General features: G+C 73.5%; 15 protein-coding genes and 1 pseudogene. 12 read left to right on the plus strand and 4 right to left on the minus strand.

Going from position 1 to position 26,201, the window contains the following annotated elements; all coding sequences use genetic code 11:
* Positions 1-157 precede the first annotated feature (157 nt).
* The 5 genes from ACFWJB_RS32145 to moeZ all read left to right on the plus strand — a co-directional run bounded on the left by ACFWJB_RS32145 (position 158) and on the right by moeZ (position 6,332).
* Complete coding sequence (locus ACFWJB_RS32145) at positions 158-1,936, plus strand: DUF3492 domain-containing protein (RefSeq protein WP_386926629.1); 1,779 nt, start codon at positions 158-160, stop codon at positions 1,934-1,936.
* The gene (locus ACFWJB_RS32150) at positions 1,933-3,189 is read left to right on the plus strand and encodes a hypothetical protein (RefSeq protein WP_386926631.1); all 1,257 of its coding nucleotides are present in this window, start codon (positions 1,933-1,935) and stop codon (positions 3,187-3,189) included. The genes ACFWJB_RS32145 and ACFWJB_RS32150 overlap by 4 nt, the downstream gene beginning before the upstream one ends.
* 105 nt (positions 3,190-3,294) lie before the next feature.
* The gene (locus tag ACFWJB_RS32155) at positions 3,295-4,353 is read left to right on the plus strand and encodes an NAD-dependent epimerase/dehydratase family protein (protein ID WP_385467429.1); all 1,059 of its coding nucleotides are present in this window, start codon (positions 3,295-3,297) and stop codon (positions 4,351-4,353) included.
* Positions 4,341-5,090: a spherulation-specific family 4 protein gene (locus ACFWJB_RS32160; RefSeq protein ID WP_385467432.1), complete on the plus strand. Its 750-nt coding sequence runs from the start codon at positions 4,341-4,343 to the stop codon at positions 5,088-5,090. The genes ACFWJB_RS32155 and ACFWJB_RS32160 overlap by 13 nt, the downstream gene beginning before the upstream one ends.
* Positions 5,091-5,153: 63 nt before the next feature.
* On the plus strand, positions 5,154-6,332 hold the full coding sequence (moeZ, locus tag ACFWJB_RS32165; protein ID WP_386926634.1) for an adenylyltransferase/sulfurtransferase MoeZ: 1,179 nt from the start codon (positions 5,154-5,156) through the stop codon (positions 6,330-6,332).
* Between the two features lie 95 nt (positions 6,333-6,427).
* Here the strand turns inward: moeZ and ACFWJB_RS32170 are convergent, their stop codons facing one another.
* The 3 genes from ACFWJB_RS32170 to ACFWJB_RS32180 form a co-directional block, all read right to left on the minus strand.
* Entirely contained in the window at positions 6,428-7,969 is a 1,542-nt protein-coding gene (locus ACFWJB_RS32170; RefSeq protein ID WP_386926636.1) for an alpha/beta hydrolase, read from the minus strand.
* 145 nt (positions 7,970-8,114) lie between these two features.
* Entirely contained in the window at positions 8,115-9,662 is a 1,548-nt protein-coding gene (locus ACFWJB_RS32175) for an alpha/beta hydrolase (RefSeq protein WP_386926638.1), read from the minus strand.
* A gap of 87 nt (positions 9,663-9,749) precedes the next feature.
* Positions 9,750-12,536, minus strand: a complete 2,787-nt coding sequence (locus ACFWJB_RS32180; protein ID WP_385467444.1) for a lysylphosphatidylglycerol synthase domain-containing protein — start codon at positions 12,534-12,536, stop codon at positions 9,750-9,752.
* A gap of 185 nt (positions 12,537-12,721) precedes the next feature.
* Between ACFWJB_RS32180 and ACFWJB_RS32185 the strand changes: the two genes are divergently transcribed.
* From ACFWJB_RS32185 to ACFWJB_RS32210, 6 genes are all read left to right on the plus strand, one after another.
* Complete coding sequence (locus ACFWJB_RS32185; protein WP_386926640.1) at positions 12,722-13,108, plus strand: MGMT family protein; 387 nt, start codon at positions 12,722-12,724, stop codon at positions 13,106-13,108.
* 266 nt (positions 13,109-13,374) lie between these two features.
* On the plus strand, positions 13,375-17,100 hold the full coding sequence (locus tag ACFWJB_RS32190; protein WP_386926642.1) for a UvrD-helicase domain-containing protein: 3,726 nt from the start codon (positions 13,375-13,377) through the stop codon (positions 17,098-17,100).
* Between the two features lie 135 nt (positions 17,101-17,235).
* Positions 17,236-20,772 (plus strand): UvrD-helicase domain-containing protein, encoded by a 3,537-nt coding sequence (locus tag ACFWJB_RS32195; RefSeq protein WP_386926644.1) that lies wholly within the window; start codon positions 17,236-17,238, stop codon positions 20,770-20,772.
* 10 nt (positions 20,773-20,782) lie between these two features.
* Entirely contained in the window at positions 20,783-22,195 is a 1,413-nt protein-coding gene (locus tag ACFWJB_RS32200) for a dipeptidase (protein ID WP_386926646.1), read from the plus strand.
* A gap of 111 nt (positions 22,196-22,306) precedes the next feature.
* On the plus strand, positions 22,307-23,251 hold the full coding sequence (gene nudC, locus ACFWJB_RS32205) for an NAD(+) diphosphatase (RefSeq protein ID WP_386926648.1): 945 nt from the start codon (positions 22,307-22,309) through the stop codon (positions 23,249-23,251).
* Between the two features lie 155 nt (positions 23,252-23,406).
* Positions 23,407-24,210 carry a hypothetical protein gene (locus ACFWJB_RS32210; RefSeq protein ID WP_385473125.1) on the plus strand — a complete coding sequence of 268 codons (804 nt, stop codon included), beginning with the start codon at positions 23,407-23,409 and terminating at the stop codon, positions 24,208-24,210.
* A gap of 94 nt (positions 24,211-24,304) precedes the next feature.
* On the opposite strand, the pseudogene ACFWJB_RS32215 reads toward ACFWJB_RS32210, so the two are convergent.
* A pseudogene (locus ACFWJB_RS32215) lies at positions 24,305-24,391 on the minus strand (NrdH-redoxin); the annotation flags it as partial.
* Between the two features lie 63 nt (positions 24,392-24,454).
* On the opposite strand from ACFWJB_RS32215, the gene ACFWJB_RS32220 reads away from it, so the two are divergent.
* Complete coding sequence (locus tag ACFWJB_RS32220) at positions 24,455-26,158, plus strand: recombinase family protein (RefSeq protein ID WP_086682409.1); 1,704 nt, start codon at positions 24,455-24,457, stop codon at positions 26,156-26,158.
* Positions 26,159-26,201 lie beyond the last annotated feature (43 nt).

Genomic DNA, 26,201 nt, shown 5'->3' on the forward strand with positions numbered 1-26,201 from the left:
CCCGGGCCCGGGCGGTGTTTTCTCCCGACTGTAACCCTTTTGGGGGCCCCCTATCAACCCCCCCCCCCCCCCCCACCGCCTTGTCCGCATACGTTCGTCCCGCTGTGAGCCGCCGGACCGACGGCGGCTCCCCGGACGGGAGATCGGGGGTGCGCGCGTGCGCATCGGACTGCTTACGGAGGGTGGCTATCCGTATGTGAGCGGTGAGGCCGGACTCTGGTGCGACCGGCTCGTGCGCGGGCTCGGGCAGCACGAGTTCGACGTCTACGCGCTCAGCCGCAGCGAACGTCAGGAGGGCGAGGGATGCGTCCCGCTGCCGCCGCAGGTCGTCCGCGTGCGCACCGCCCCGCTGTGGGACGCCGACGACTCCGGCCGGGTGATTCGCAACGGCCGCCGGGCGTACGGGCGGCGCGCGCGCCGACGCTTCGCCGAGTGCTACGGCGAGCTGGCCGCCACCCTGTGCGCGCCCGCTCCGCAGGACCCGTCCGGTGCTGCGACGGAGGCGTCGGCCCTTGAGGCGGACCGTTTCGCCAACGCGCTGTACGGCCTCGCGGAACTCGCCCGGGACGAGGACGGACTGGCGGACTCCCTCCGCTCGGAGACCGCCGTACGCGCCCTCGAACGCGCCTGTCGCGCGCCCGGCGCCCCCCGCACCGCCCGCACGGCGAGCGTCCCCGAACTGCTGACCGTCGCCGCACGCCTCGAACGCGCCCTGCGCCCCCTGTCGCTCGACTGGTACGACGCCGGCGGGCTCGGCGCGGTCGACCTGTGCCACGCGGCCTCCGGCGGTACGGCCGCCCTGCCCGGCCTGCTCGCCCGGCACTTCCACGACGTCCCCCTGCTGGTGACGGAGTACGGCGTGCGGCTGCGGACCCACTACCTCGCGGACCCCGGCTCGCCGCCCGCCATACGGTCCCTGCTGGCCGCCTTCCACGGCCGGCTGGCCGCCGAGACCTACCGGCGCGCGGCCCTGATCACGCCCGGCAACGCGCACGCCCGCCGCTGGCAGGAACGCTGCGGGGCCGACCGCGCCAAGCTCCGCACGGTCCCCCCGGGCATGGACGCGACGCCCTTCGCCGAGGCGGGGGAGTCGCCGGAGTGCGCCGACCCGCACACCCTCGTCTGGGTCGGCCGGGTCGAGCCCGCCAAGGACCTGGTCTCGCTGCTGCACGCCTTCGCGGAGATCCGCACCGTGGAGCCCGCGGCACGGCTGAGGATCGTCGGCGCCCCCGTGGGCCCCGAGGGCGCGGCCTACCTCACCCACTGCCGGGCCCTGGCCGCGCAGCTCTTCCCCGACGAGGCCACCGGTCCGCACGCCGTCGGCGACAACCCGGTGTCCTTCGAGGAGACCGGCGGACCGGAACTGCCCTCCCGCGCCGACGCGTACGCCGCCGGCGCCCTCGTCGTCCTCTCCAGCGTCGTCGAGGGGTTCCCGGCCGGCCTGGTCGAGGCGATGTTCTGCGGCCGGGCGACGGTGTCCACGGACGTCGGCGCCGTGGTGGAGGCCATCGGCGGCACCGGACTCGTCGTCCCCCCGCGCAATCCCCGGGCGCTCGCCGAGGCGTGCGTCGCCCTGCTGCGCGACCCCGAGCGCCGTGAGCGCCTGGGCGCCGCGGCGCGCGCCCGTGCGCTGGAGCTCTTCACCGTCGAACAGAACGTCGCGGCATTTCACGGCATTTACCTGGAGATCCTCTCGCGCGCGCCCGTCCGCCGTGTCGTCCTCGACGAGGCGGGGGACCCCCTGCCGTTCGCCGTGCCCGCCGAGGCGCGGGTCACCGGCTGCTGGACCGCACCCGCCGGCCGCGTCGTGGCCCGGGGCGGCCCCGGCTGGGCGACGGACACCCCCGTCCGCGCGACGTCCCCGGCCGTCGCGACCGCGCCCGTCGCACCCCCGGCCGTCACGGCCTCGCCCGTCACGACCGAGGGGGCGCGATGAGCGGCCTCGGCGAACTGGACCGCCCCGAGACCCCGGGCAGCCCGGGGGCCTGGGACGAACGCTCGCAGGAGTGCCTGGACCAGGAGACACCCGGTACCGGATCCCCCGCCGGCGGACGTCCGGGCGCCGCACGCGCCGACGGAGCGCCTCCGGCCGGCACGCGGCCGTCCCGCGCCGCCCGCCGCGCGACCGACCCCGTCAAGGCCCTGATGCACCGCCACCGCGACCTCTGCGAACGGGCCGTGGACCCCCTGGAGATCGCGGCGGGGCTGGAGGCGCACGGCGTCACCGACCGCACCGCGGCCCGCTTCCGCCACCGGGACGTCTTCTCCCTCGCCGAGGAGATGTTCGCCCGCGTCCCGCGCGACGGTGACGCACCCGCGCGCCCCACCGCACCGCCGGCGCCCCGCACGCGAGGCACCTGGATCGTCCTGGCCCTGCTGCCCGGGGTGCTGTGCGCCGCCGCCGTGGCCGGGCTGCGTCTCACCGACGGACGGCCGCGCCCGGCCGTGGTCGTCGCCGCCGTCCTCGCGGTGACCCTGGCCCTGCGCGCCGCACTGCGCCGGGGCCCGCTGAGCGCCGGCGGCCACACCGGCTTCACCGCGCCCTGCTGGCTCGTCGGTTACGCCCTCCTCGGCGACGGCCTGCTGAGCGCCGCCCTCGCCGGCGGCCCCGACGGCCTGCCCGACGGCACCGCGGACGGGCCCTGGCCCGTCACCGCCGCACCCGTCGTGGCCCTCGCCCTCGCCTGCGCGCCGGCCGCGGCCGGCGCCCACCTCTTCGCCCTGGGGGCCCGCCGGGGACTGGCCGCCAGCCGCGGACTGACCGACTTCTCGGCCTCCGTACGGCCGCTGCTGCTCGGCACCTTCGCCCTGTTCCTGGGCGCCCTGACCGCCCTGCTCGCGCTGACGGGCGCGGTCCTCGACGAACCCGCCGGGTATCCCCAGGCGCTCGCCCTCGGCGCACTCCTGCTGCCGGCCCGCCTCCTCGCCGTCCACGGCTTCACCCATGCCGCCAGGCTCGTCCTCAACGCCGCGGCAGCGGCCGAGGCGACCGCCCTCGCCACGCTCTTCGCCGGCCGCCTCCCCGGCTGCGGCCCCCTGGCCGCTCCCGTCGAGGCCCTCGTGGCCGTCTGGGGCCCGGCCGGTGTCCCCGCGACGGCCTGCGGCACCGGTGCCCTGGTCCTCCTCGTCCACGCGACCCGCCGCCTCACCAGGGCGTCCGCCCACGCACCCGCGGAGCAGCCGCGATGACCGCGCGCTCCGGGCAACCCCCCACACACGTCCCGCTCCACCCCTCGAAGGAGAACCCCAGATGACCACCTCCCGACCGGACGCCTCGGCCCGGGGAGCCGCGCGATGAGAGTCCTGCTGATCGGGGCCAACGGTTACATCGGCCGGTTCGTCGCCGACCGTCTGCTCGCCGACCCGGCCGTCCAGCTCACCGCCCTCGGCCGGGGCGACGACGCCGACGTCCGCTTCGACCTCGCGACCGGCAGCCCGGGAGCCCTCACCCGCTTCCTCGACGCGGTCCACCCGGGCGTCGTCGTCAACTGCGCCGGTGCCACCCGGGGCGGCGCCCGCGACCTCACCCGCCACAACACCGTCGCCGTCGCCACCGTCTGCGAGGCCCTGCGCCGCAGCAGCTGCGGAGCCCGCCTGGTGCAGATCGGCTGCAGCTCCGAATACGGCCCCAGCCAGCCCGGCTCCTCCACCGCGGAGGACGCCGTGCCCCGACCCGGCGGCCCCTACGGCGTCAGCAAACTCGCCGCCACGGAACTGGTCCTCGGCTCCGGTCTCGACGCCGTCGTCCTGCGTGTCTTCTCGCCCGCCGGCCCCGGCACCCCCGCCGGCTCCCCGCTCGGACGCCTCGCCGAGGCCATGCGCCGCGCCATGCAGTCCGGCGACGGCGAGCTCAGGCTCGGCGGCCTCGGTGTCCAGCGCGACTTCGTCGACGTCCGCGACGTGGCCCGCGCCGTCCACGCCGCCTCGCTCTCCGCCGCGCAGGGCGTCATCAACATCGGCTCCGGCCGCGCCGTCCGGCTGCGCGACGCCGCCGCCACCCTCGCCCGCGTGGCCGGCTACGGCGGCGCCCTGCACGAACTCGACGCGCCGCCCGGCGGGCTGCGGCCGCTCATCGGCCACCCCCGCACCGAGTCCCTCGGCCACCGCGTCGACTCACTGGCCCACCGCGCCGAGTCCCTCGGCCACCACCGCCCGGACGCCCCGGGGCACCGCGGCGACCACCGTGCCGACGCCGAGCACACGGCGCCGGTCGCCCACCCCTACCCCGACGGCTGCGGCGGCTGGCAGCAGGCCGACGTACGCACCGCACGCGACCGGCTCGGCTGGCGGCCCCGGATCAACCTGGAGGAGTCCCTCGCCGACATCTGGATGGAGGCGGCATGCCGTATCTGACGCGTGCGCAGGCGGGCACCGCGCACACCGGCGTCCGCACCGGTCTCGGCGTCCCCGGCCTGGCCCACCCCCTCGTCGCGCCCGACGAGTGGGCCGGCCTCACCCGCCCCGGCACCCCCCTGCACTGGGTCGTCCTCGACGTCGCCGGCGGCCCCGGCACCCAGCCCGACCCCCGCTGCCTGGAGGCGTCCGGCCGGCTGCGCAACGCGGGCGTCCGCGTCCTCGGGTACCTCGACGCCGCGTACGGGGCCCGCGGCTTCGGGGAGCTGATCTCCGACGCCCACCGGTATCTCGACTGGTACCGGACCGACGGCTTCCTCCTGGACCGCTGCCCGTCCGAACGCGCCGCGCTCCCCGAGGTCCGCCGCACCGTCAACACGCTCCGTATCGTCCGGGACGACGCCCACATCGTCCTCGGCCACGGCACCCACCCGTATCCCGGATACGCCGAGACCGCCGACCAGCTCGTCACCTTCTCGGGCGGCTGGAGCGACTACCGCTGGTCCCAGGCGGCCGAGTGGACCGCCGACCACCCGCCCGAGCGCTTCTGCCACTTCGTCCACGGCGTCCCCCGCGGCCATCTGGAGGAGGCACTGCGCATCGCCCGCTGGCAGGGCGCGGCGACGATCTACTTCACCGACCGCACCAGCCGGGCCGGCCGAGTGGACCCCTGGGAGGGCATGCCCGGCTACTGGGACGAAATCGTCTCGCGTGTCGGGACGGGTGTCTCGGAATGAAAAAGGCCGTGGCAGTGTTACGGGAAGACCCACCGTAATGATTGACCGACCAACGGAGTCCCCGTGTCGCTGCCACCCCTGGTCGAGCCGGCCGCCGAGCTCACCGTAGACGAGGTCCGCAGGTACTCCCGCCACCTGATCATCCCCGATGTCGGGATGGACGGGCAGAAGCGGCTGAAGAACGCCAAGGTGCTCGCCGTGGGCGCGGGCGGCCTCGGCTCGCCGACCCTGATGTACCTGGCGGCAGCCGGTGTCGGCACGCTCGGCATCGTGGAGTTCGACGAGGTCGACGAGTCGAACCTGCAGCGTCAGGTCATCCACAGCCAGGCCGACATCGGCCGCTCCAAGGCCGAGTCCGCCCGCGACACCATCAAGGGCATCAACCCGTACGTGGACGTGGTCCTTCACCAGGAGCGGCTCGAGGCCGACAACGTGATGGACATCTTCAGCCAGTACGACCTGATCGTCGACGGTACGGACAACTTCGCGACCCGCTACCTGGTCAACGACGCCTGTGTGCTGCTGAACAAGCCCTACGTCTGGGGCTCGATCTACCGCTTCGACGGCCAGGCGTCCGTCTTCTGGTCCGAGCACGGTCCCTGCTACCGCTGCCTCTACCCGGAGCCCCCGCCCCCCGGCATGGTCCCCTCCTGCGCCGAGGGCGGCGTCCTGGGCGTGCTGTGCGCGTCCATCGGCTCCATCCAGACCAACGAGGCCATCAAGCTCCTCGCGGGCATCGGCGAGCCGCTGGTCGGCCGGCTGATGATCTACGATGCCCTGGAGATGCAGTACCGCCAGGTCAAGGTCCGCAAGGACCCGAACTGCGCGGTCTGCGGCGAGAACCCGACCGTCACCGAGCTCATCGACTACGAGGCCTTCTGCGGCGTCGTGTCCGAGGAGGCCCAGGCGGCGGCCGCCGACTCCACGATCACTCCCAAGCAGCTCAAGGAGTGGATCGACGACGGCGAGAACATCGAGCTCATCGACGTCCGCGAGCCGAACGAGTTCGAGATCGTCTCCATCCCGGGCGCCCGGCTGATTCCGAAGAACGAGTTCCTCATGGGCTCCGCCCTGGAGAGCCTCCCGCAGGACAAGAAGATCGTCCTGAACTGCAAGACGGGTGTCCGCAGTGCGGAAGTCCTGGCGGTCCTGAAGTCCGCGGGCTTCGCGGACGCCGTCCACGTCGGCGGCGGCGTCATCGGCTGGGTCAACCAGATCGAGCCGGAGAAGCCGGTCTACTGACCCCGCTTCGGCTCGGGAAGTACGGGGCTCGCCCGTCCCGGTTCCCGTACGGCGGGGGTTTCGCGCACCCTGGGTGCCCGGAGCCCCCGCCGTCGTCATGAGCAGACCTTGCCGTCCTCCGGCACGGTGCCCTTCAGGAGGTAGGCGTCGACCGTCGCGTCGACGCAGTCGCTCCCGCTCCCGTACGCCCCGTGGCCCTCGCCCTTCCAGGTGAGCACCACACCGACGTCCTTGCCCAGCTCGTCCGCCATCCTGCGGGCGCCCTCGTAGGGAGTGGCCGGGTCGCCGGTGTTGCCGACCACGAGGATCGGCGCCGCGCCGGGGGCGCTCACCTCCGGGGTGTCGTGCTGTCCGGGCACCGGCCAGTCGTGACACCAGCCGGCCGTGTCCCAGCCGAGGAAGGGACCGAACACCGGGGAGAGCTTCTCGAACTCCGGCAGCCGCTTCCTCGTCTCCTCCGCGGTCGGCCGCTGCCTGCCGTCCAGGCACGATATGACCCGCTGCGAGTGGGTCGTCGTGCCGTAGCGGCCGGAGTCGTCGCGCTCGTTGTAGCCGTCGGCGAGGGCCAGCAGCTCCGAGCCGTCGCCGTCACGGGCGGCCGCCAGCGCGCTCGTCAGGCTCGGCCAGCCGTCCTTGCTGTAGAGCGGCAGCACGATGCCGGTGATCGCGAGCGTCTGCGTCAGCTTCCGCCCCGGGGACGACGTCGGCAGCGGTTCGGCGTCGATCCGCTCCAGCAGGCCGGCGATCTCCCGCGTGCCCCGCTCGGGGTCCTGCCCCGTGGACTTCAGGTAGTCGTCCAGCGCCCGCTGGAAGCCGCGCGTCTGGTTCTCCGCGTGACCCATGGTGTCCGCGCTCGGGTCCACGACCGCGTCGAGGACGATCCGGCCCACGTTCTTCGGGAACAGGTGGGCGTAGACGCCGCCGAGCTCGGTGCCGTAGGAGATGCCGAAGTAGTGCATCTTCTCGTCGCCCAGCACATACCGCATCAGGTCCATGTCCCGGGCGGTGTCCGTGGTCGAGACGTGCGCCATCAGCTTGCCGACGGCCTTTTCGCAGCCCTTGCCGAAGTCGGCGGCGTCCTGGAAGAACGCGCGCTCCTCGGCCGGGGTGTCGGGCGTCGCGTCCACCGACTCGGCGTCCTCGATCGCCTCGTCGTCGCGGCAGCGGATGCCCTCGCTGGCGGCCACCCCGCGCGGGTCCCAGCTCACCAGGTCGTACCGCTCGTGCAGTTCGGAGACGGTGTCGGCGTAGGACGGCATCATGGACACGCCCGAGCCGCCGGGTCCGCCGAAGTTGAACAGCAGGGAGCCGGCGCGCCGTTTGCCGCTCGCCTTGGACCTGATCAGGGCGAGCCCGATCGTCTCGCCGTCCGGGTCGGCCCAGTCGAGCGGCGCCTCGAGCGTGGCGCACTGCCAGTCGCCGCCCGGCGCGGGAGCGTCCGCGGTGCCCTTGCAGCGGCCCCAGTCGAGCGACTGGGACGCCAGCGACGCGGGCACCCCGGAGGGCGCCGCCGCGGACGGCTGCGCACTGTTCGTGTCCCCGTCGTCCTCGTCGCCGCCGGACGAGCTGCCGCCGCAGCCCGCGCTGAGCAGTGCGGCGGCGACGGTCAGAGCCGTCCACCGTACGAGACGTGCCATGGGCCGTTCCCCCCTCGCTGGCCGTCCGCGCCGTGCGGCGGATGGCGGTCGTGCCATGGTAGGCGGAGGGCGCGACGTCCGCCGAGGCCTGTGGAAAACCCTGTGACCTGGGGTTTCGGGCACGGAAGGTGGCGCGGGACGATGATCAGGAGCAGACGGTGCCGGCCGCCGGTGTCTTCCCGTCGAGCAGATAGCCGTGCACCGCGTCCTGCACGCACCTGTTCTTGCTGTCGTAGGCCCCGTGGCCCTGCCCCTTGTAGGTGAGTTCCACCCCGACGCCCTTGCCCAGCGCGTCCACCATCCTCCCCGCGCCCTCGTAGGGTGTGGCCGGGTCGCCGGTGTTGCCGATGACCAGGATCGGGGCCGCTCCGGGTGCGCTGACGTCGGGGTGGTCGGCCGCGCCGGCCACCGGCCAGTCGGTGCAGCTGACCATGCCCCAGGCGAGGTAGTCGCCGAACAGCGGGGAGGCCTTGCGGAACTCGGGCAGCCTCCCCTCCACGTACGCGGCGTCGTACCGGGGCTTGTCGTCGGCGCAGTTGATGGAGATGTTCGCCGCGGTGATGTTGCTGTACTCGCCGTTCTCGCTGCGCCCGTTCAGCGAGTCCGACAGCACCATGAGGATCCTGCCGTCACCGTCGTAGGCCTGCTCCAGGCCCTCGGTGAGGTACTGCCAGAAGTCCTTCGAGTACAGCGCCTGGGCGATGCCGCCGGTCGCGGCGGTCTGGGTGAGGTCGCGGGGGAAGATGCCGGGGATCGGTTTGCGGTCGAGGTCCTTCAGCAGCCGCGCGATGCGGTTCTGGACGTCCCTGACGCTGTCGCCGACGGGGCAGTCCTCGACCTGGGACACGCAGTCCTCGGCGTAGTTGTCGAGGGCGAGCTGGAAGCCCTTGGTCTGCCCGAGCGAGCTCTGTTCGGCGTTCTGCGTCGGGTCGACGACCGCGTCGAAGACGGCCCGGCCCACGTGCTTGGGAAACAGGTGGGCGTAGACGCCGCCGAGTTCGGTGCCGTAGGAGATGCCGAAGTAGTACAGCCTGTCGTCTCCGAGGACCTGGCGCATCAGGTCCATGTCGCGGGCCGCGTCGGTGGTGGCCACGTGCGGCAGCATCCTCTTCGAGTGCTTCTCGCAGGCGGCGTTGAAGCCCTCGGTGTTGTCCAGCAGCGCTTCGCGCTCGGCCGCGTCGTCGGGGGTGGCGTCCTGCTGGAAGTACGCGTCGAGCTGCTTGTCGTCCAGGCACTCCACCGGGACGCTTCGGCCGACGCCGCGCGGGTCGAAGCTGACCAGGTCGTAGCGGGTGCGCAGGGTCGCGTAGTCCTCGCCGAAGGCGGGCAGGGTCGTGACGCCGGAGCCGCCCGGGCCGCCGAAGTTGAAGACCAGCGAGCCGATCCGCCGGTCCGCCGCGCCGCCGGCCCGCGCCCGGATCAGCGCGAGGCCGATCGTGTCGCCCTTCGGATCGTTCCAGTCGAGCGGGGCCTTCATGGTGGCGCACTGCCACTCGGCGCCGTCCGGCAGCGGGGAGGGTGCGGGGCCGCCCCCCTCGGCCTCGGACGGTGCCGGGCAGTCCTTCCAGGCGAGCTTCTGCTCCGTCAGGTCCCCGTCGTTCCGCGAGCCGTCCCCGCAGCCCGCCAGGAGGGCGCACATCAACACGGCGGTGGCGGTGAGGGCGGCGGCGCGCAGCCGGGCGGGATTCGGCATGTCCCCATCGTGCGGCCGGGCGGGTCCGCGCGCTCCGGGGCACGAGCCGTACGAGGTACGGCGCGGCGCGGGGGCCCGTGCGGGCTCCTACAGGGCTTCCTTGCGGGAGAGGTGGTTGAAGGCGAGCCAGCCGGGCAGCACCGGCAGCCACAGGGTGAGCAGCCGGAACAGCAGGACCGCGGGTGCGGCGACCTCCTTGGGCAGGCCGACGGCGATCAGGCCGACCGTCAGGGTCGCCTCCACCGCGCCGACACCGCCGGGCGTCGGTGCCGCGGACCCCAGTGCGTTGCCCGCGAGGAAGACGACGGCGACGCTGGCCACGCTGATGGACGACGAGTCGTCGCCGAAGGCTCGGATCGAGGCGTCCAGGCACATCACGAAGCAGGCGGTGAGCAGCAGCATGCCGCCGATGCCGGTGACCAGCTTCTGCGGCCGCTGGAGCACGTCCAGCATGCGCGGCACGACTCCGGCGAAGAGCGACCGCACGCGCGTGACGACGAACTTCCGCAGGAACGGCACCGACGTCACCACCAGCACCAGCACCGCCACCGTCAGCAGACCGGCGATGACGGTACGGGAGGGCGACAGCGAGGGCGTCTTCTCGGTTCCGGTCAGGTAGCCGAACGACAGCAGCATCAGGATGTGGCAGCCGAGCCCGAAGAGCTGCGACGCGCCGACGCTCGCCACCGCGAGCCCCGGCCGCACGCCCGCGCGCTGGAGGAACCGGGTGTTCAGCGCGACGCCACCGACCGCCGCCGGGGCGACGATCTTGACGAACGATCCCGCAACCTGTGCGGCCACCGTCCGTACGAAGGGCACCCGCTCGGGCACGAAGCCGAGCAGGGCCATCGCCGCGGCGACGTAGCTCACCGCCGAGAACAGCACGGCCGCGGCCACCCAGCCCCACTGGGCGTTCGCGATCAGCGGTCCGAACTCGATGTGCGTGAGCTGCGTCAGCAGGAAGTAGGCGCCGATCGCTCCCGCGATGAAGCTGATCAGCGTGCGGGGGCGCACCCGCTCGAGCCGGGCCGGTTCGACGGGGGCCTGCGGCCTGATGCGCAGCACCGCGTGCCGGATCTGCGTGAGCAGGTCCTCCTCGCGGGCCTCCTCCAGCGCGTCGTCCAGGGCCCGTTTCTCGGCCCGCTGCTCCGCGCGCGCGGCCTTCTTGTCGGACTTCCCGGGCACGGCGGCCTCGTCCGCGCCGGCCGCCTCGGAGCGGGCCAGCTTGGCCTGGCGGGACGCCTCGAGGACCGCCTCCCGTTCGCGCTCGGCCCGCTCCCGTGCCAGCTTGCGCAGGGTCGCGCGGGTGGAGCGGCTGAGCGCGATGGGCTGGAGCATCGGCAGGCAGTCCGCCACGGCGTCGGGACCGAGGACGCCCACGGCCGAGGCGACCGCGCGTTCGGCGCCCACCCGCAGGCCGAGCGTCACCAGGAGCTGGGAGATGTCCATGCGCAGCAGCAGGTCGCCGGCGGCGATCTCGCCGATGCGCAGCTCGGTGAGGATCACGGTGCCGGAACGATCCACCAGGATCGCGTCGCCCACCAGCCGGCGGTGGGCGATGCGGCGGGACTGCAGGGCGCGGACCTGCTCCCAGGCCTCGCGCAGCAGGCCGTCGGTGATCTCCTCGTCCGGCAGCGAGTCGAGGGTGCGGCCGCCGGTGTGCTCGTAGACGAGCATCACGGCGTCGGGGCCGAGCTCGGACGTCGCGATCAGCTTCGGCGCGTTGGCTCCGGCCGCGATCGCCGCGTAGGCGAGCAGGGCCTCCTGCTCCAGCGCCTGCCGCAGCGAGGGGAGGCTGCTTCGGGTGGCGAAGCCGCGCAGCGTCAGGTTGCGCCACGCCCGGTAGAAGAAGCCCTGCGCCTGCTGCTCGCGGTCCACCACCGTCACGTCCAGCGGCCGGCCGTCCTCCAGGGTGACGAAGTAGCGTCGGCCCCGGTCGCCGGTCTCCGCGTTCTCCTGCGACGCCTCCTCGCGGACGGCGGTCACGGGGCGGAAGCCGACGGTCCGCAGGCCCGCCATCAGCGTCCGGCCGGTGGGGCGGGCGTTGGGCGAGCCGACCGCGTACAGCGTCCCGTAGGCCACGGTCCAGCCGATGAGGACGGTCAGGATGATCGAGAACGGCGTCGTGTAGCCGGTGACGAGCATGGAGAAGGCGTCGAGGAGCAGCACGATCCACAGCACCGCGCGCCAGCGCGGTCTGCGGGACATCCCGACGGCCGTCATGTAGGCGATGACCGGTGCGAGGTAGCCGTGCACCGGGTCGGTGAGTGCGTGGACGTCGCCCGGCGAGGGCTGGGTGAGCGCCTCCTGGATGGAACCGGGAGCCGCCTTGGCCACCCACAGGTCGGTGGCGAGGGTCACCCCGTGTGCGAGGACCGCCGCGAGTACGCCGTCGGCGATGCGCAGCCCGTCCCGTTTGATCAGCCGCTCGACGGCGAACGCGACCGGCACCAGGAGGATCGCGATGCTGGAGGCCAGGCCCGCGACCTTGATCAGCAGGTCGGGGGCCTGCCCGGTGCCCTTGTTGATGTCCTGCTCGAGACCCGAGGTGGTGCCGTGCGCGAAGGCGGCGACGCCGAGCAGCAGGACGACCGCGAGCACGCCCACCAGAAGCCGCATCAGGTCGGACGGGCGGTGCACGCGCGCGGGGAGCAGCGGTTCGTCGCCCTCCACCTCGCCGATGTGTGCGACGTCACTGGGGTCGGCGGCCGTCGCCGCCGGCCCGTCGGCCGTGCTCTCGGCCGACTTCCCGCCGTCGTCGGGGGACTTCTCGTCGCTTCCGGCGGACTTCTCGCCGTCGGCGGCCGTGTCCGGGCGCGAGGAAGAATCAGAGGTGCCCTCGGCGTCCTCGGGGTGCACACCCTGCTGCTTCATCGCCTCTTCTTGCTCTCGTATCACTGGTCACCGACCGCACGATGGTGGCATGCCGGACCGACAGCCGGGGGCATCAGGGTGCCCGTGCGGGCGGCACAGTCTGCCGGAAGCGCCGCTCGCGGGCGAGGGACGCGCACCGCCGCGAGCGCGTCTCGTTGTCGGTGGGGTGGGGCAGGATGGGACGGATGAGCGAGCAGAGCCTTCCGGACGAAGCTCCTCCGGAGTACACGGACGCGCTGCCCGAGTACGCGGAGAGAGTCCTCGACGTCGCCGAACTGATCCCGCCGGGCCGCGTCATGACGTACGGGGACGTCGCCGAGTACCTGGAGGCGGGAGGACCGCGCCAGGTCGGCCGGGTGATGTCCCTCTACGGGGGAGGTGTCTGCTGGTGGCGGGTCGTCCGCGCCGACGGTGTCCTGCTCGCCGGGCACGAACTGGAGGCGCTCGGCCACTACCGGTCGGAGGGCACGCCCCTGAAGGAGGCGAGCAGGGCCGCCGAGGGGCATCTGCCGCGCATCGATCTGGGACGAGCCCGGTGGGACGGCGGCGAACGCGCGCTGGGTCACACCTGACAGCTTCCGCCATCGGACGGGCCGGTGTGTGACCAGTGATCCGTATGAGGGAAGCAGGACACATCGGACACCTTTGTGGCATGACGTACGTTCGAGGGGCGGGAGACACGCGCGCCGCGAGTGACACGGGAGAAGAAGGGGAAGCCCTGCTTCCGCCTCGTTCGCCGGCGTAGCGTCTGCCGCGCGCGTCCTCCTCATGCGGCGGCCACCGCCGTCCCCGCAGGACGGACAGCCCACCAGCACACCCACCAGGACCGGCGAACCACGTGAGCTCCTCTTCCTCCACCGGACGCCCGTCGCACCCCCAAGTGCGACGGGGGAGCGCCGGCGCCTACCGACTGGTGCGTACCCCGCCGGCGCGGGTGGCTCCCCCTCGTCTGGACGCGGCACAGCGTGCCGTGGTTGACCACGGGGCCGGGCCGCTGCTCGTCCTCGCCGGCCCGGGCACCGGCAAGACCACCACCCTGGTCGAGTCCGTGGCCGACCGGATCGCCCGCGGCGGCGACCCGGAACGGATCCTGGTCCTCACCTTCAGCCGCAAGGCGGCCGTGGAGCTGCGCGACCGGATGGCGTTGCGCATCGGCGCCGCGCGCGCCCCCCGGGCGACGACCTTTCACTCCTTCGGCTACGCCCTGGTCCGCGCCCACCAGGACAGCGAACTGTTCGTGGAGCCGCTGCGGCTGCTGTCCGGCCCGGAACAGGACGTGGCGGTACGCGGGCTGCTGGCCGGACAGGCCGACCTGGAGCGGCTCGGTCTCGCGCACGTGCGCTGGCCCGACGAACTGCGCGCCTGCCTGACCACCCGCGGTTTCGCCGACGAGGTCCGCGCGGTCCTCGCCCGCAGCCGTGAGCTGGGCCTCGGCCCGGACGCCCTGGAGGCGTTCGCCCGCCGCATCGGCCGGCCCGACTGGCGTGCCGCCGCCGCCTTCCTCGCCGAGTACCTCGACGTCCTCGACCTGCAGGGCGTCCTCGACTACGCGGAACTCGTCCACCGTGCGGTGCTGCTCGCCCGCCGCCCCGAGGTCGCCGCACGGCTGGCCGCGCGGTACGACGCCGTGTACGTCGACGAGTACCAGGACACCGATCCGGCCCAGATCCGGCTGCTGCACGCCCTGGCGGGCGGCGGACGCACCCTTCTCGCCTTCGGCGACCCCGACCAGTCGATCTACGCCTTCCGGGGCGCGGACGTGAACGGCATCCTCGACTTCCCGCACGCCTTCCCGCGCGCGGACGGCCGCCCGGCGCCGGTGGAGGTGCTGCGGACCTCGCGCCGTTCCGGGGCCGCCCTGCTGGCCGCCACCCGGCTGCTGACCCAGCGCATGCCGCTGACCCGGCTGCCGGCCGGCAAGGTACGCGCCCACCGCGAACTCGCCTCCGTACGGGACGGGGGGCGCGTCGAGGTGTACACGTACCCGACCTCCGGCACCGAGCTCGACAACATCGCCGACATCCTGCGCCGGGCCCACCTCGAGGACGGTGTCCCCTGGGGCGACATGGCCGTCCTCGTGCGCGCCGGCTCACGCACGATCCCGGCGGTCCGCCGTGCCCTCACCGCGGCCGGCGTCCCGCTGGACGTCGACGGCGACGACCTGCCCCTGCGGCACGAACCGGCGGTGGCACCGCTGCTGACGGCCCTGCGCGCGGTGGCGACGGCGGCGGAGGAACGGTCCGGCGCCCGCGCGGATGACGTGACGGAAGCGGCGGCCGGTTCCGGGGATGCCTCCGGGGCGGGGTCCGGCGCAGACGGCGTACCGACGGTCGTGTCCGGTGCCGACGGCGTGCCCCGTGCCGGGGCCGGCTCCGACGAGGTACCCGCCGGGCCCGGTCCCGACGGCGTACCGGTAGCCGCGCCTGATCCCGACCGCGTGCCCCATGCCGAGCCCGGCGCGGACGGGACGCCCCAAGCCGTGCCCGGTCCCGACGGCGTACCGGCAGCCGCGCCTGATCCCGACCGCGTGCCCCATGCCGCGCCCGGCGCGGCCGGGACGCCGCAAGCCGTGTCCGGTCCCGACGGCGTGCCGGCAGCCGCGCCCGGTCCCGACGGCGTGCCCCATGGCGCGCCCGGACACGACGGTGGGCACGGAGCCGGGGCGTCGGCGGACGCCGCCTGTTGGCTGAGTACCGAGACCGCCCTCACCCTGCTCACCTCCCCCCTCGCCGGCATGGACGCCGCCGATCTGCGCCGCCTCGGACGCGCCCTGCGCGACGAGGAGCGGGCCGCCGGCAACCCGCTGCCGCCCCCCTCGGACGAACTGCTCGCCCGCGCCCTGGCCGAGCCCGAGCGCCTCGCGGTGCACGACCCGGCGTACGCGCGCGGCGCCCAGCGCCTCGGCGCGCTGCTCCGCAGGGCCCGCGAGCGCCTCGCCGGCGGCGGCAGCGCCGAGGAGGCACTGTGGGACCTGTGGGAGGGCACACCGTGGCCCGCCCGCCTGGAACGGTCGGCCAGGCGCGGTGGCGCCGCCGGACGCAACGCCGACCGCGACCTGGACGCCGTGTGCGCCCTCTTCGCGACCGCCGCGCGCGCGGAGGAGCGCACGGGCGGGCGCGGCGCGCTGAACTTCCTGGAGGAGATCGACGCCGAGGACATCGCCGCGGACACCCTCACGCGGCGTGCCGTACGCCCCGACGCCGTCCGCCTGATGACCGCGCACCGCTCCAAGGGCCTCGAGTGGCGGCTGGTCGTCGTCGCGGGCGTCCAGGAGGGCCTGTGGCCGGACCTGCGCCGCCGCGGCTCCCTGCTGGAGGCGGACCGGATCGGCCGCGACGGACTCGCCGAGCCCCTCACGCCGGGCGCGCTGCTCGCCGAGGAGCGCCGCCTGTTCTACGTGGCCGCCACGCGCGCGCGTGAACGCCTCGTCGTGACCGCCGTCAAGGCGCCGGCCGACGACGGCGACCAGCCCTCCCGCTTCCTGACCGAACTCGGCGTCGAGCCCTCCGACGTCACGGGCCGCCCCCGCCGGCCCCTGGCCGTCGCGGCCCTCGTCGCCGAGCTGCGCGCCACCACCGTCGACCCGCGCGTCTCCGCCCCCCTGCGCGAGGCCGCCGCCCGCCGCCTGGCCCGCCTCGCCGCCCTGGCCGACGAGGACGGCCGCCCGCTGGTGCCGTCCGCCCACCCCTACCGCTGGTGGGGCATGTGGGACCCGACCGAGAGCAAGGTGCCGCTGCGCGACCGCGACCAGCCCGTCACCCTCTCCGGCAGCGCCCTGGACCAGCTCGCCAACACCTGCGCGCTCCAGTGGTTCCTCGGCCGGGAGGTGAAGGCGGACGCACCCGCCACCGCCGCCCAGGGCTTCGGCAACGTGGTGCACGTACTCGCCGACGAGGTCGCCTCCGGGCACTCCCCGGCAGACCTCGACGTCCTCATGGAGCGCCTGGACTCGGTGTGGAACGCGCTCGCCTTCGACGCGCCGTGGAAGTCGGCCCAGGAGAAGGCCACCGCGCGCGTGGCGCTCGAACGCTTCCTCCAGTGGCACGTCATGGACCGCGCCGGGCGCACGCCGGTCGCCAGCGAGCACGACTTCGACGTGACCCTGGAGGCGGGCGACTACGAGGTCCGCATCCGCGGCCAGATGGACCGCGTCGAGACCGACGGCGAGGGCCGTGCCTACGTCGTCGACTTCAAGACCGGCAAACAGGCGCCGACCTCCGCCGAGGTGGCCCGCCACCCCCAGCTCGCCGTCTACCAGCTCGCCGTACGCGAGGGCGCCGTCGACGAGGCCTTCGGCGGGGTGCGCCCCGAGCCGGGCGGCGCCGAACTCGTCCAGCTCCGCCAGGGCGCGGCCAAGCGCGACGGCGGGGACGCGCTGCCCAAGGTGCAGGCGCAGGACTCCCTGGCGGGCCCCGAGGGGGAGTGGGTCGGGGACCTGCTGGCCACGGCCGCCGGCAAGGTCCTCGACGAACGGTTCACCCCCACCCCGGGCCAGCACTGCACGCACTGCGCCTTCCGCGCGTCGTGCACCGCGCGGCCCGAGGGACGCCACGTCGTGGAGTAGAGCGGTCCGCGACGGGACCCCGGGGGCCGGAGGACCGGTGTGACCAGTCGCACCAGGCGTGCTGACCTGCGCTTCTCCCCGCCCCCGGGATGCACCGGGCCTCCACTGTCAGTGGCCGCCGCTAGCCTCTTCGACGTGCCCGCCCGTATCACCGATCCCGAGCAGCTCAAGGAGCTCCTCGGCATCCCCTTCACCCCGGAGCAGACGGCCTGCATCGTCGCGCCGCCCGCCCCGCAGGTGATCGTGGCCGGAGCCGGGTCGGGCAAGACGACGGTGATGGCGGCGCGCGTCGTGTGGCTGGTCGGCACCGGCCAGGTCGCCCCCGAGCAGGTCCTCGGCCTCACCTTCACCAACAAGGCGGCCGGCGAACTCGCGGAACGCGTCCGCAAGGCACTCGTCCGGGCCGGCGTCACGGACCCCGACGTCATCGACCCGGACAATCCGCCGGGCGAACCCGTGATCTCCACGTACCACGCCTTCGCGGGCCGCCTGCTGACCGACCACGGCCTGCGTCTCGGGCTGGAGCCGACGTCCCGCCTGCTCGCCGACGCCACCCGCTACCAGCTGGCCGCGCGCGTACTGCGCGAGGCCCCCGGCCCGTACCCGGCGCTCACCCGCTCCTTCGCCGACCTGGTCGGCGACCTCCTCGCCCTGGACGCCGAGCTCTCCGAACACCTCGTGCGCCCCGAGGAGCTGCGCACCTGGGACGCGGACCTCCTCGGCACCCTCGAGGGCGCCAAGCTCACCAACGCCGACCTGCGCAAGGTCCCCGAGGCCGCCGCCACCCGCCGGGAACTCGCCGACCTGGTGATCCGCTACCGGGCCGCCAAACGCGAGCGCGACCTCCTCGACTTCGGCGACCAGATCGCCCTGTCCGCCCAGCTCGCCGGGCTCCCCGAGGTGGGCCGCGTCCTGCGCGACGAGTTCCGGGTCGTGCTGCTCGACGAGTACCAGGACACCTCGGTGGCCCAGCGCATCCTCCTCGCGGGCCTCTTCGGCGGCGGCACCGGCCACCCCGTGACCGCCGTCGGCGACCCCTGCCAGGCGATCTACGGCTGGCGCGGCGCCTCCGTCGCCAACCTCGACGACTTCCCGGAGCACTTCGCGCACGCCGACGGCCGGCCCGCCGCCCGCCAGGCACTCAGCGAGAACCGCCGCAGCGGCGGCCGCCTCCTCGACCTCGCCAACGGCCTCGCCGAACCCCTGCGCGCCATGCACGCGGGCGTGGAGGCCCTGCGCCCCGCCCCCGGCGCCGAACGCGACGGCACGGTCCGCTGCGCCCTGCTGCGCACGCACGCCGAGGAGATCGACTGGATCGCCGACTCCGTCGCCCACCTGGTCCGCACCGGCAAGGCGCCCGGGGAGATCGCCGTGCTGTGCCGCACGGCGACCGACTTCGCCGAGATCCAGGGCGCGCTGGTGGCCCGCGACGTCCCCGTCGAGGTCGTGGGCCTGTCCGGCCTGCTGCACCTGCCCGAGGTGGCCGACCTGGTCGCCGTCTGCGAGGTCCTCCAGGACCCCGGCGCCAACGCGTCCCTGGTCCGCCTGCTCACCGGCCCGCGCTGGCGCATCGGCCCCCGCGACCTCGCCCTCCTGGGACGCCGGGCCCGGCTGCTCGTGAGCCACGCGCGCGTGGACGGCGACGACGACCCCGACCGGCGGCTCGCCGAGGCCGTCGAGGGCGTCGACCCGTCCGAGGTGATCTCCCTCGCGGACGCCCTCGACACGTTCCTGGAGACACCGCTGGACGGCACCGGCGACGACGACGGGCTGCCCTTCTCGCCGGACGCGCGCGTGCGGTTCGCCCGCCTCGCCACCGAGCTGCGCGACCTGCGCCGCGCCCTGTCCGACCCCCTGATGGATGTCCTGCACCGCGTCCTCGCCACCACCGGTCTGGAGGTCGAGCTGTCGGCGTCCCCGCACGCCCTGGCCGCCCGCCGCCGCGAGACCCTGTCGAACTTCCTGGACGTCGCCGCCTCCTTCGCCGCCGGCGACGGCGAGGCCACCCTCCTCGCCTTCCTCGGCTTCCTGCGCACCGCCGCCCAGTACGAGAAGGGCCTCGACAACGCCCTGCCCGGCGGCGAGAACACCGTCAAGGTGCTCACGGCGCACAAGTCCAAGGGCCTGGAGTGGGACGTGGTCGCCGTCCCCGGCCTGGTCACCGGCACCTTCCCCAGCGGCCAGGGCCGCGAGAAGTGGACCGCCCAGGGCAAGGTGCTGCCGCACGGACTGCGCGGCGACGCCGACACCCTGCCCGACGTCGCGTCCTGGGACGCGCGGGGGCTGAAGGCCTTCCACGAGGCCATGAAGGAACACCAGCACACCGAGGAACTGCGCCTCGGCTACGTCACCTTCACCCGCCCCCGCTCCCTGCTCCTGGGCTCCGGCCACTGGTGGGGCCCCAGCCAGAAGAAGCCGCGCGGACCGTCCGGCTTCCTCCAGGCCCTCTACGACCACTGCGCCGCCGGGTACGGCGAGATCGAGGCCTGGGCGGACGAACCCGCCGAGGACGAGGAGAACCCGGCCCTGATCCGGGCCACCGCCGACCAGGCCTGGCCCCTGCCCCTGGACGACACGGCCCTCGTCCTGCGCCGGTCGGCCGCCGAGACCGTCCTCGCCCACCTCGACCGCCTCGCCTCCGGGCACGGCGGCCGGCCCGCCGCCACGCACGACCCGGACACCTACGACGACCCGGACTGGCCGCCGCCCCCCGAGGACGAGGCCCCCCTTCCCGAGGACGACGCGCCCTTCCCCGACGACGAGGACCCCGGCCGTCCGGAGGACTCCGCCGGCTGGGACTCCTGGGCGACCGACCGCCCCGCCGCGCGGCCGACGGTCCCGCGCCAGGCGCCACCGCCGCCGCAGCCCGCCGGCGCCGCCGTCCCCCGGCCCCAGGCGCCGCAGCCGGACCCCGCCCCCCGGGACACCACCGCGTCCCGCCTCACACCCGAGGAGGCCCGCACCGTCGCCTCCTGGGACCGCGACCTGGACGCCCTCACCGGCGAGCTGCTGCGCGCCCGCGAGAGCGTCACCGAGGTGCACCTCCCGGCATCACTGACCGCCTCCCAGCTGCTGCGCCTGGCCGCCGACCCCGACGGCTTCGCCCAGGAGCTGGCCCGGCCCATGCCCCGCCCGCCCCAGCCCGCCGCCCGCCGGGGCACCCGCTTCCACGCCTGGGTCGAGTCCCGCTTCGAAGCGCTGACGCTGCCCATGCTGGAGCCGGAGGAGCTGCCCGGCAGCGAGGCCGAGATCGCCGACGAACGCGACCTGGAGTTCCTCAAGGACGCCTTCGAACGCACCGGCTACGCGCACCGCACCCCGTACCGCGTCGAGGCGCCCTTCCAGCTCACGCTCGCCGGACGCGTCGTGCGCGGCCGGATCGACGCCGTCTACCGGCAGGGCGAGGGCCCCGCGGCGACGTACGAGATCGTCGACTGGAAGACCGGCCGCGACGGCACCGCCGACCCGCTCCAGCTCGCCGTGTACCGCCTCGCCTGGGCCGAGCAGCAGCGCGTGCCGCTGGAATCGGTGGCAGCCACCTTCCTGTACGTACGCAGCGGCGAGGCCGTACGGCCCGACGGCCTGCCGGACCGTGCCGCACTGGAACGCCTGCTGCTCGGCGAACCGGTCGGTGACGAACCGCACGGTCAGGGTGTCCGCGCGGGCCGATAGGCTCGTGAGTATGAGCCACCCCGTTGACAATGCCGTCAGCGCCGTCCGTACGTACATCGAGCGGCACCGCGCCGCCTTCCTCGACGATCTCGCCGAGTGGCTGCGCATCCCGTCCGTGTCGGCCCAGCCCGACCACGCGACCGACGTACGCCGCAGCGCCGACTGGCTCGCCGCCAAGCTGAAGGAGACCGGCTTCCCGACCGCCGAGGTCTGGCCCACCGCGGGCGCCCCGGCCGTCTTCGCCGAGTGGCCCTCCGGCGACCCCGCGGCACCGACGGTCCTCGTCTACGGCCACCACGACGTACAGCCCGCGGCCCGCGAGGACGGCTGGCACAGCGACCCCTTCGAGCCCGTCGTCCGCGACAACCGCCTCTACGCGCGCGGGGCGGCCGACGACAAGGGCCAGGTGTTCTTCCACACACTCGGCGTCCGCGCCCACCTCGCCGCCACCGGCCGCACCGCACCGGCGGTGAACCTCAAGCTGCTGATCGAGGGCGAGGAGGAGTCCGGCTCCCCGCACTTCCGCGCACTGGTGGAGGAGCACACCGAGCGGCTCGCCGCCGACGCGGTGATCGTCTCCGACACCGGCATGTGGTCCGAGGACACCCCCACCGTGTGCACCGGCATGCGCGGCCTCGCCGAGTGCGAGATCCGGCTGCACGGACCCGACCAGGACATCCACTCGGGCTCCTTCGGCGGCGCGGTCCCCAACCCGGCCACGGCCGCCGCCCGCCTGGTGGCAGCCCTGCACGACAAGCACGCGCGCGTGGCGGTCCCCGGCTTCTACGACGGCGTCGTCGAACTCACCGAACGCGAACGCGACCTCTTCGCCGAGCTGCCCTTCGACGAGCGGCAGTGGCTGCGCACGGCCAAGTCGTACGCCGCCCACGGCGAGGCCGGCCACACCACCCTGGAGCGCATCTGGGCCCGCCCCACCGCCGAGGTCAACGGCATCGGCGGCGGCTACCAGGGCCCGGGCAGCAAGACGATCATCCCGTCCTCCGCCATGGTGAAGCTCTCCTTCCGCCTGGTCGCGGGACAGGACCCCGACCACGTCGAGAAGGCCGTCCGCGCCTGGGCCGCCGAGCAGGTGCCGGACGGCATCCGCTGCGAGATCACCTTCGGCCCGGCCACGCGCCCGTGCCTGACGCCGCTGGACCACCCGGCGCTGCAATCCGTGGTCCGCGCCATGGGCCGGGCCTTCGGGAAACCGGTCCGCTTCACCCGCGAAGGCGGCTCCGGACCGGCCGCCGACCTCCAGGAGGTCCTCGGCGCACCGGTGCTCTTCCTCGGAATCTCCGTCCCCTCCGACGGCTGGCACGCCCCCGACGAGAAGGTTGAGCTCGACCTGCTCCTCAAGGGTGTCGAGACATCCGCCCACCTGTGGGGCGACCTGGCGGAGCACTGGCGCCACGCGCCCTGAGCCCCCGCCCCGACCGGCGCGGGTCCCACCGGACCCGCTCGCCACGCGCCGTACCACCCGCTGAACCGCCTGCCGAACCACACCCGCCCACCGGGGGAGTTGGAAGCACCCGTGACCACCTGGACCGACCACACCGCCGACCGTCCCATCTCGCTCACCGCCCCGAGCGGCGTCGACCGAGCCGCCCACCACCGGCTCGACGAGGCCTGGCTCGCGGCGGCGTGGAGCCACCCCTCGACGCGCTGCTTCGTGGTCTCCGGCGGTCAGGTCCTCATCGACGAGGTACCCGACGGACGCACCGAAATCGTCATGACCCCCTCCTTCGAGGCGCCGCTCACCGAGGCGCACCGGTACTTCCTGGGCACCGACGAGGACGGCGTCAGCTACTTCGCCCTCCAGAAGGACTCCCTGCCCGGCCGCATGGACCAGTCCGCGCGCCCGGCCGGGCTGCGCGAGGCGGGCCTGCTCCTGTCGCCCCGCGACGCGGGTCTGATGGTCCACGCGGTCGCCCTGGAGAACTGGCAGCGCCTGCACCGGTTCTGCTCCCGCTGCGGCGAGCGCACCGTCATCGCCGCGGCCGGCCACATCCGCCGCTGCCCCGCCTGCGGCGCCGAGCACTACCCGCGGACCGACCCCGCCGTGATCATGGCGGTCACCGACGCGGACGACCGCATCCTGCTCGGCCGCCAGGTGCACTGGCCCGAGGGCCGCTTCTCGACGCTCGCCGGCTTCGTGGAGCCCGGCGAGTCCATCGAGCAGTCGGTGCGCCGCGAGGTCTTCGAGGAGGTCGGCATCGCCGTCGGCCCCGTCGAGTACGTCGCCAGCCAGCCCTGGCCCTTCCCGTCCAGCCTCATGCTGGGCTTCATGGCCCGTGCCACCTCGACGGAGATCGACGTCGACGGCGACGAGATCCACGAGGCCCGCTGGTTCTCCCGCGACGAGCTGGGCGCCGCCTTCGAGTCCGGCGAGGTGCTCCCGCCCTACGGCATCTCGATCGCGGCCCGCCTGATCGAGCTCTGGTACGGCAAGCCGCTGCCGACCCGCGGCCTCGTCTGAGGCGGCACCGCGGTACAGGTGTGAGGGGCGGGCCCGCCCCACGCGGGAGGGCCCGCCCCTCACCCATGTACCGATCGCTCGGCCGGGGCTTCAACGCTGAACGGTGAGCTCGTCGACCTGGATCGGAGCCTCTGGGGGCCGTGTACCGTTCGGTCGTGCTGCCGTACTCGAACAGGCCGTCCGCCGAGGCCATTCTCGCCGCAGTCCCCGCTCTCGCTCCCTACGCCCGGCCCGCGGTCGTCCTCCATCCGACGCCGGGGACGCCGGGGCACCGGGACAGCTCCATCGCCGGGCCGATGCCCTGGCCGGCACACGAGCCGTGGCCGCACTGTTCAGTGCCGGACGAACAGGCGTCCTCCGGGCTGCCGCCCGTGGCCATGGTCCCGGTGGTGCAGGTATGGCGACGGGACGCCCCGGGAGACTGGTGGCCGCGGGATGCCGATGTGTTCCAGCTGCTGTGGTGCCCGAACCCGCACTGGGATCCGCCGGCTCCGCACGCGGACGGAAACCCGGTCGTGGAGATTCGCTGGTGGCGGGCAGCCGACCTGCCACGGGAGCCGTTCCGGCCCCCCGCGCCCGTGCGGCAGGAAGAAGAGGACTACGGCTTCTCGCCCCGGCCGTGCCTGCTGACTCCCGTGCCGCTGACAGACTTCCCCTACCCGGAGGAACTGCCGGACGACGTCGCGCACGACGTGGGACGGCTGGTGGAGGAGACCCCTGGCGAAGACGGGGGCGACGTCATCACACGCGTGGCGGGATACAAGTTCGGCGGCTGGCCCACCTGGCACCTCACCGAACCGTGGGAGTTCCGCTGCCGTGAGTGCGACGCCCCCATGAGACTCCTCTTCACCGTGGCCAGCGACCACACCACAGGTGTCACCGTGGGCAGGTGGGGAGACCTCCGGGTGTTCAGCTGCCCCACGGACATCAGGCACGGCTACGAGTTCGACGTGCACTGACCGACAACGCGACGACAGGCACCACGGAAAGACGGGCGCACAGGTACGCCCCCTCCGGTCACGTCGACCGGAGGGGGCGCCGCGGCTGGAGGGATCAGGCGCCGATCTTCTGCTTCACCTGCGCCAGCGACGGGTTCGTCAGCGTCGAGCCGTCGGGGAAGAGCACGGTCGGCACGGTCTGTAGACTTTCCTCCTTACTTGTGGCGGCCAGGGAGGGCCGCCCCTGTCTTGGGGAGGGGCAAGGGTGAGCGACAAGCCCAGGGCGCTTGGCGTGGTCCGTCTGTCTGTAGGCAACGAGAACCAGACCGGCGAGGAAACGCAGCGGACCCGCATCAGCAAGCGGGCCGACGCGGAGGAAATGGAGCTGGTCGACTTTGCGGTCGACATCGACGTGTCGGCGTCCATCTCGCCGTGGGTGCGTCCGTCCCTGGGGGACTGGCTCAACAACAAGAAGGATCAGTTCGACCACATCATCATCCTGAAGATCGACCGCATCGCGCGGTCGGTCCGCCATCTCTCGGACATCATTGAGTGGTGCGAGGCGAACGGTAAGGGCCTCATCTCCTGCGAGGAGGGATTCGACCTCTCGAAGCCATGGGGCAAGACCATCGCCAAGATCCTGGCCGTGGTCGCAGAGGCCGAGTTGGACGCCATCAAGGCCCGCAACAAGGCTTCCCGGGAGACCATGCGAAAGACCGGTCGTTGGCCGGGTGGCCTTGTCCCGTTCGGACGCAGAGCGGTGAAGGGCGACGCAGGCTTCACCCTCGAACTCGACCCCGAGTACGGCCCGACGCTGATCGAGATGATCCGGCGCTTCATCGAGAAGCCGAGTTTCTCGGCCGTCGCCGACTGGCTGAACGAGCAAGGCGTGCCCACGGCTCAGGACATCGCTCGCATCCGCGCGGCGGCAGGCGAGAGCACAACTCGGCTGGCGGACCCGAAGCCTCGGGGCGCCAGATGGACGCCGACCACAGTGCAAGCCGTACTGGTCAGCCGGTCTCTGCTCGGGGAGTACGTACGCGCGAATGGCGCCGTGGTCCGCAATGACGACGGCACTCCCGTCATGCGGTCTGAGCCGGTGCTGAACGAGGAGGAGTGGGCGAAGCTGTCGGAAGCCGTCGCCTCGGTCAAGTACAAGAAGCAGAAGGGCTCTACGTCGCCGACGGTGGGCGTGACGTTCTGCATGCTGTGTGGCAGCTCCCTGTACTTCGTGAAGGGCGACCCGGCCAAGGGCAAGCGGGAGCGGTACCGCTGCCACGGAAACAAGAGCAAGGGCATTCAGGCATGCCCGAAGCAGAGGTTCTGGGCAGAGGACTTGTACCCCTGGCTGGAGTCGGCTCTGTTGGGAGAGATCGGCCACCTGGAACGGATGGAGTCGAAGACGACCATCGACGACAGCCGTGCGGCGAAGCTCGCCGTCATCGACGGCAAGATGAACCAGCTCCTGAAGGAACTCCAGCAGGACGAGATCAGCGCCGTCGCGTACGCCTCACAAGTCGCCAGCCTTGCCCAGGACCGAGAGAAGGTAACGAGCCAGGAGGGACCGAAGCCGGTGACCGTGTGGACCGGTACGGGCGAGAGCTACGCGGAGTGGTGGGTGCGGTCGAGCGTCGACGAGCGGCGGGAGTTTCTGAAGAAGCACAAGGTGAAGGCGCACTTCCGGCCCGATGCCCTTGCCATCGATCCCGGCGACCTCATCGAGAACATCCGGCAGCAGGGTGTCTCGTGGTGGGTCACCCCCGTGAAGGCTTCTCAAGTGCTCGCACCGATCACACCGGTCTCGCTGCCCGGAAAGCCGTACGAGAAGCCCACGACGCTTACGGGCGCCGAGTGGGAGATCGTCAGCCGCTGGGAGGATTTCGAGGCTGAACGCGCGGCGCAGCAAGCGAAGGCCGAAGAGGAAGCCAAGGGAGCAGGCGAGGCCGAGAAGGTTACGGCTCCCGTCTGATGCTGCCGAGCGAGCAAGGAAGGCCCCCGACCATGGGGGCCTT

Origin of the sequence: Streptomyces sp. NPDC127100 (assembly GCF_042724095.1) — a bacterium.
In the GTDB taxonomy this organism is placed as follows: Bacteria; Actinomycetota; Actinomycetes; order Streptomycetales; family Streptomycetaceae; genus Streptomyces.

Excerpts from the sequence above, each read along its gene's own strand:
- ACFWJB_RS32180 (WP_385467444.1), bottom strand. The coding sequence starts at position 12,536 with ATGAAGCAGCAGGGTGTGCACCCCGAGGACGCCGAGGGCACCTCTGAT.
- ACFWJB_RS32185 (WP_386926640.1), top strand. The coding sequence starts at position 12,722 with ATGAGCGAGCAGAGCCTTCCGGACGAAGCTCCTCCGGAGTACACGGAC.
- ACFWJB_RS32200 (WP_386926646.1), top strand. The coding sequence starts at position 20,783 with ATGAGCCACCCCGTTGACAATGCCGTCAGCGCCGTCCGTACGTACATC.
- ACFWJB_RS32160 (WP_385467432.1), top strand. The coding sequence starts at position 4,341 with ATGCCGTATCTGACGCGTGCGCAGGCGGGCACCGCGCACACCGGCGTC.
- ACFWJB_RS32175 (WP_386926638.1), bottom strand. The coding sequence starts at position 9,662 with ATGCCGAATCCCGCCCGGCTGCGCGCCGCCGCCCTCACCGCCACCGCC.
- ACFWJB_RS32150 (WP_386926631.1), top strand. The coding sequence starts at position 1,933 with ATGAGCGGCCTCGGCGAACTGGACCGCCCCGAGACCCCGGGCAGCCCG.
- ACFWJB_RS32155 (WP_385467429.1), top strand. The coding sequence starts at position 3,295 with ATGAGAGTCCTGCTGATCGGGGCCAACGGTTACATCGGCCGGTTCGTC.
- ACFWJB_RS32170 (WP_386926636.1), bottom strand. The coding sequence starts at position 7,969 with ATGGCACGTCTCGTACGGTGGACGGCTCTGACCGTCGCCGCCGCACTG.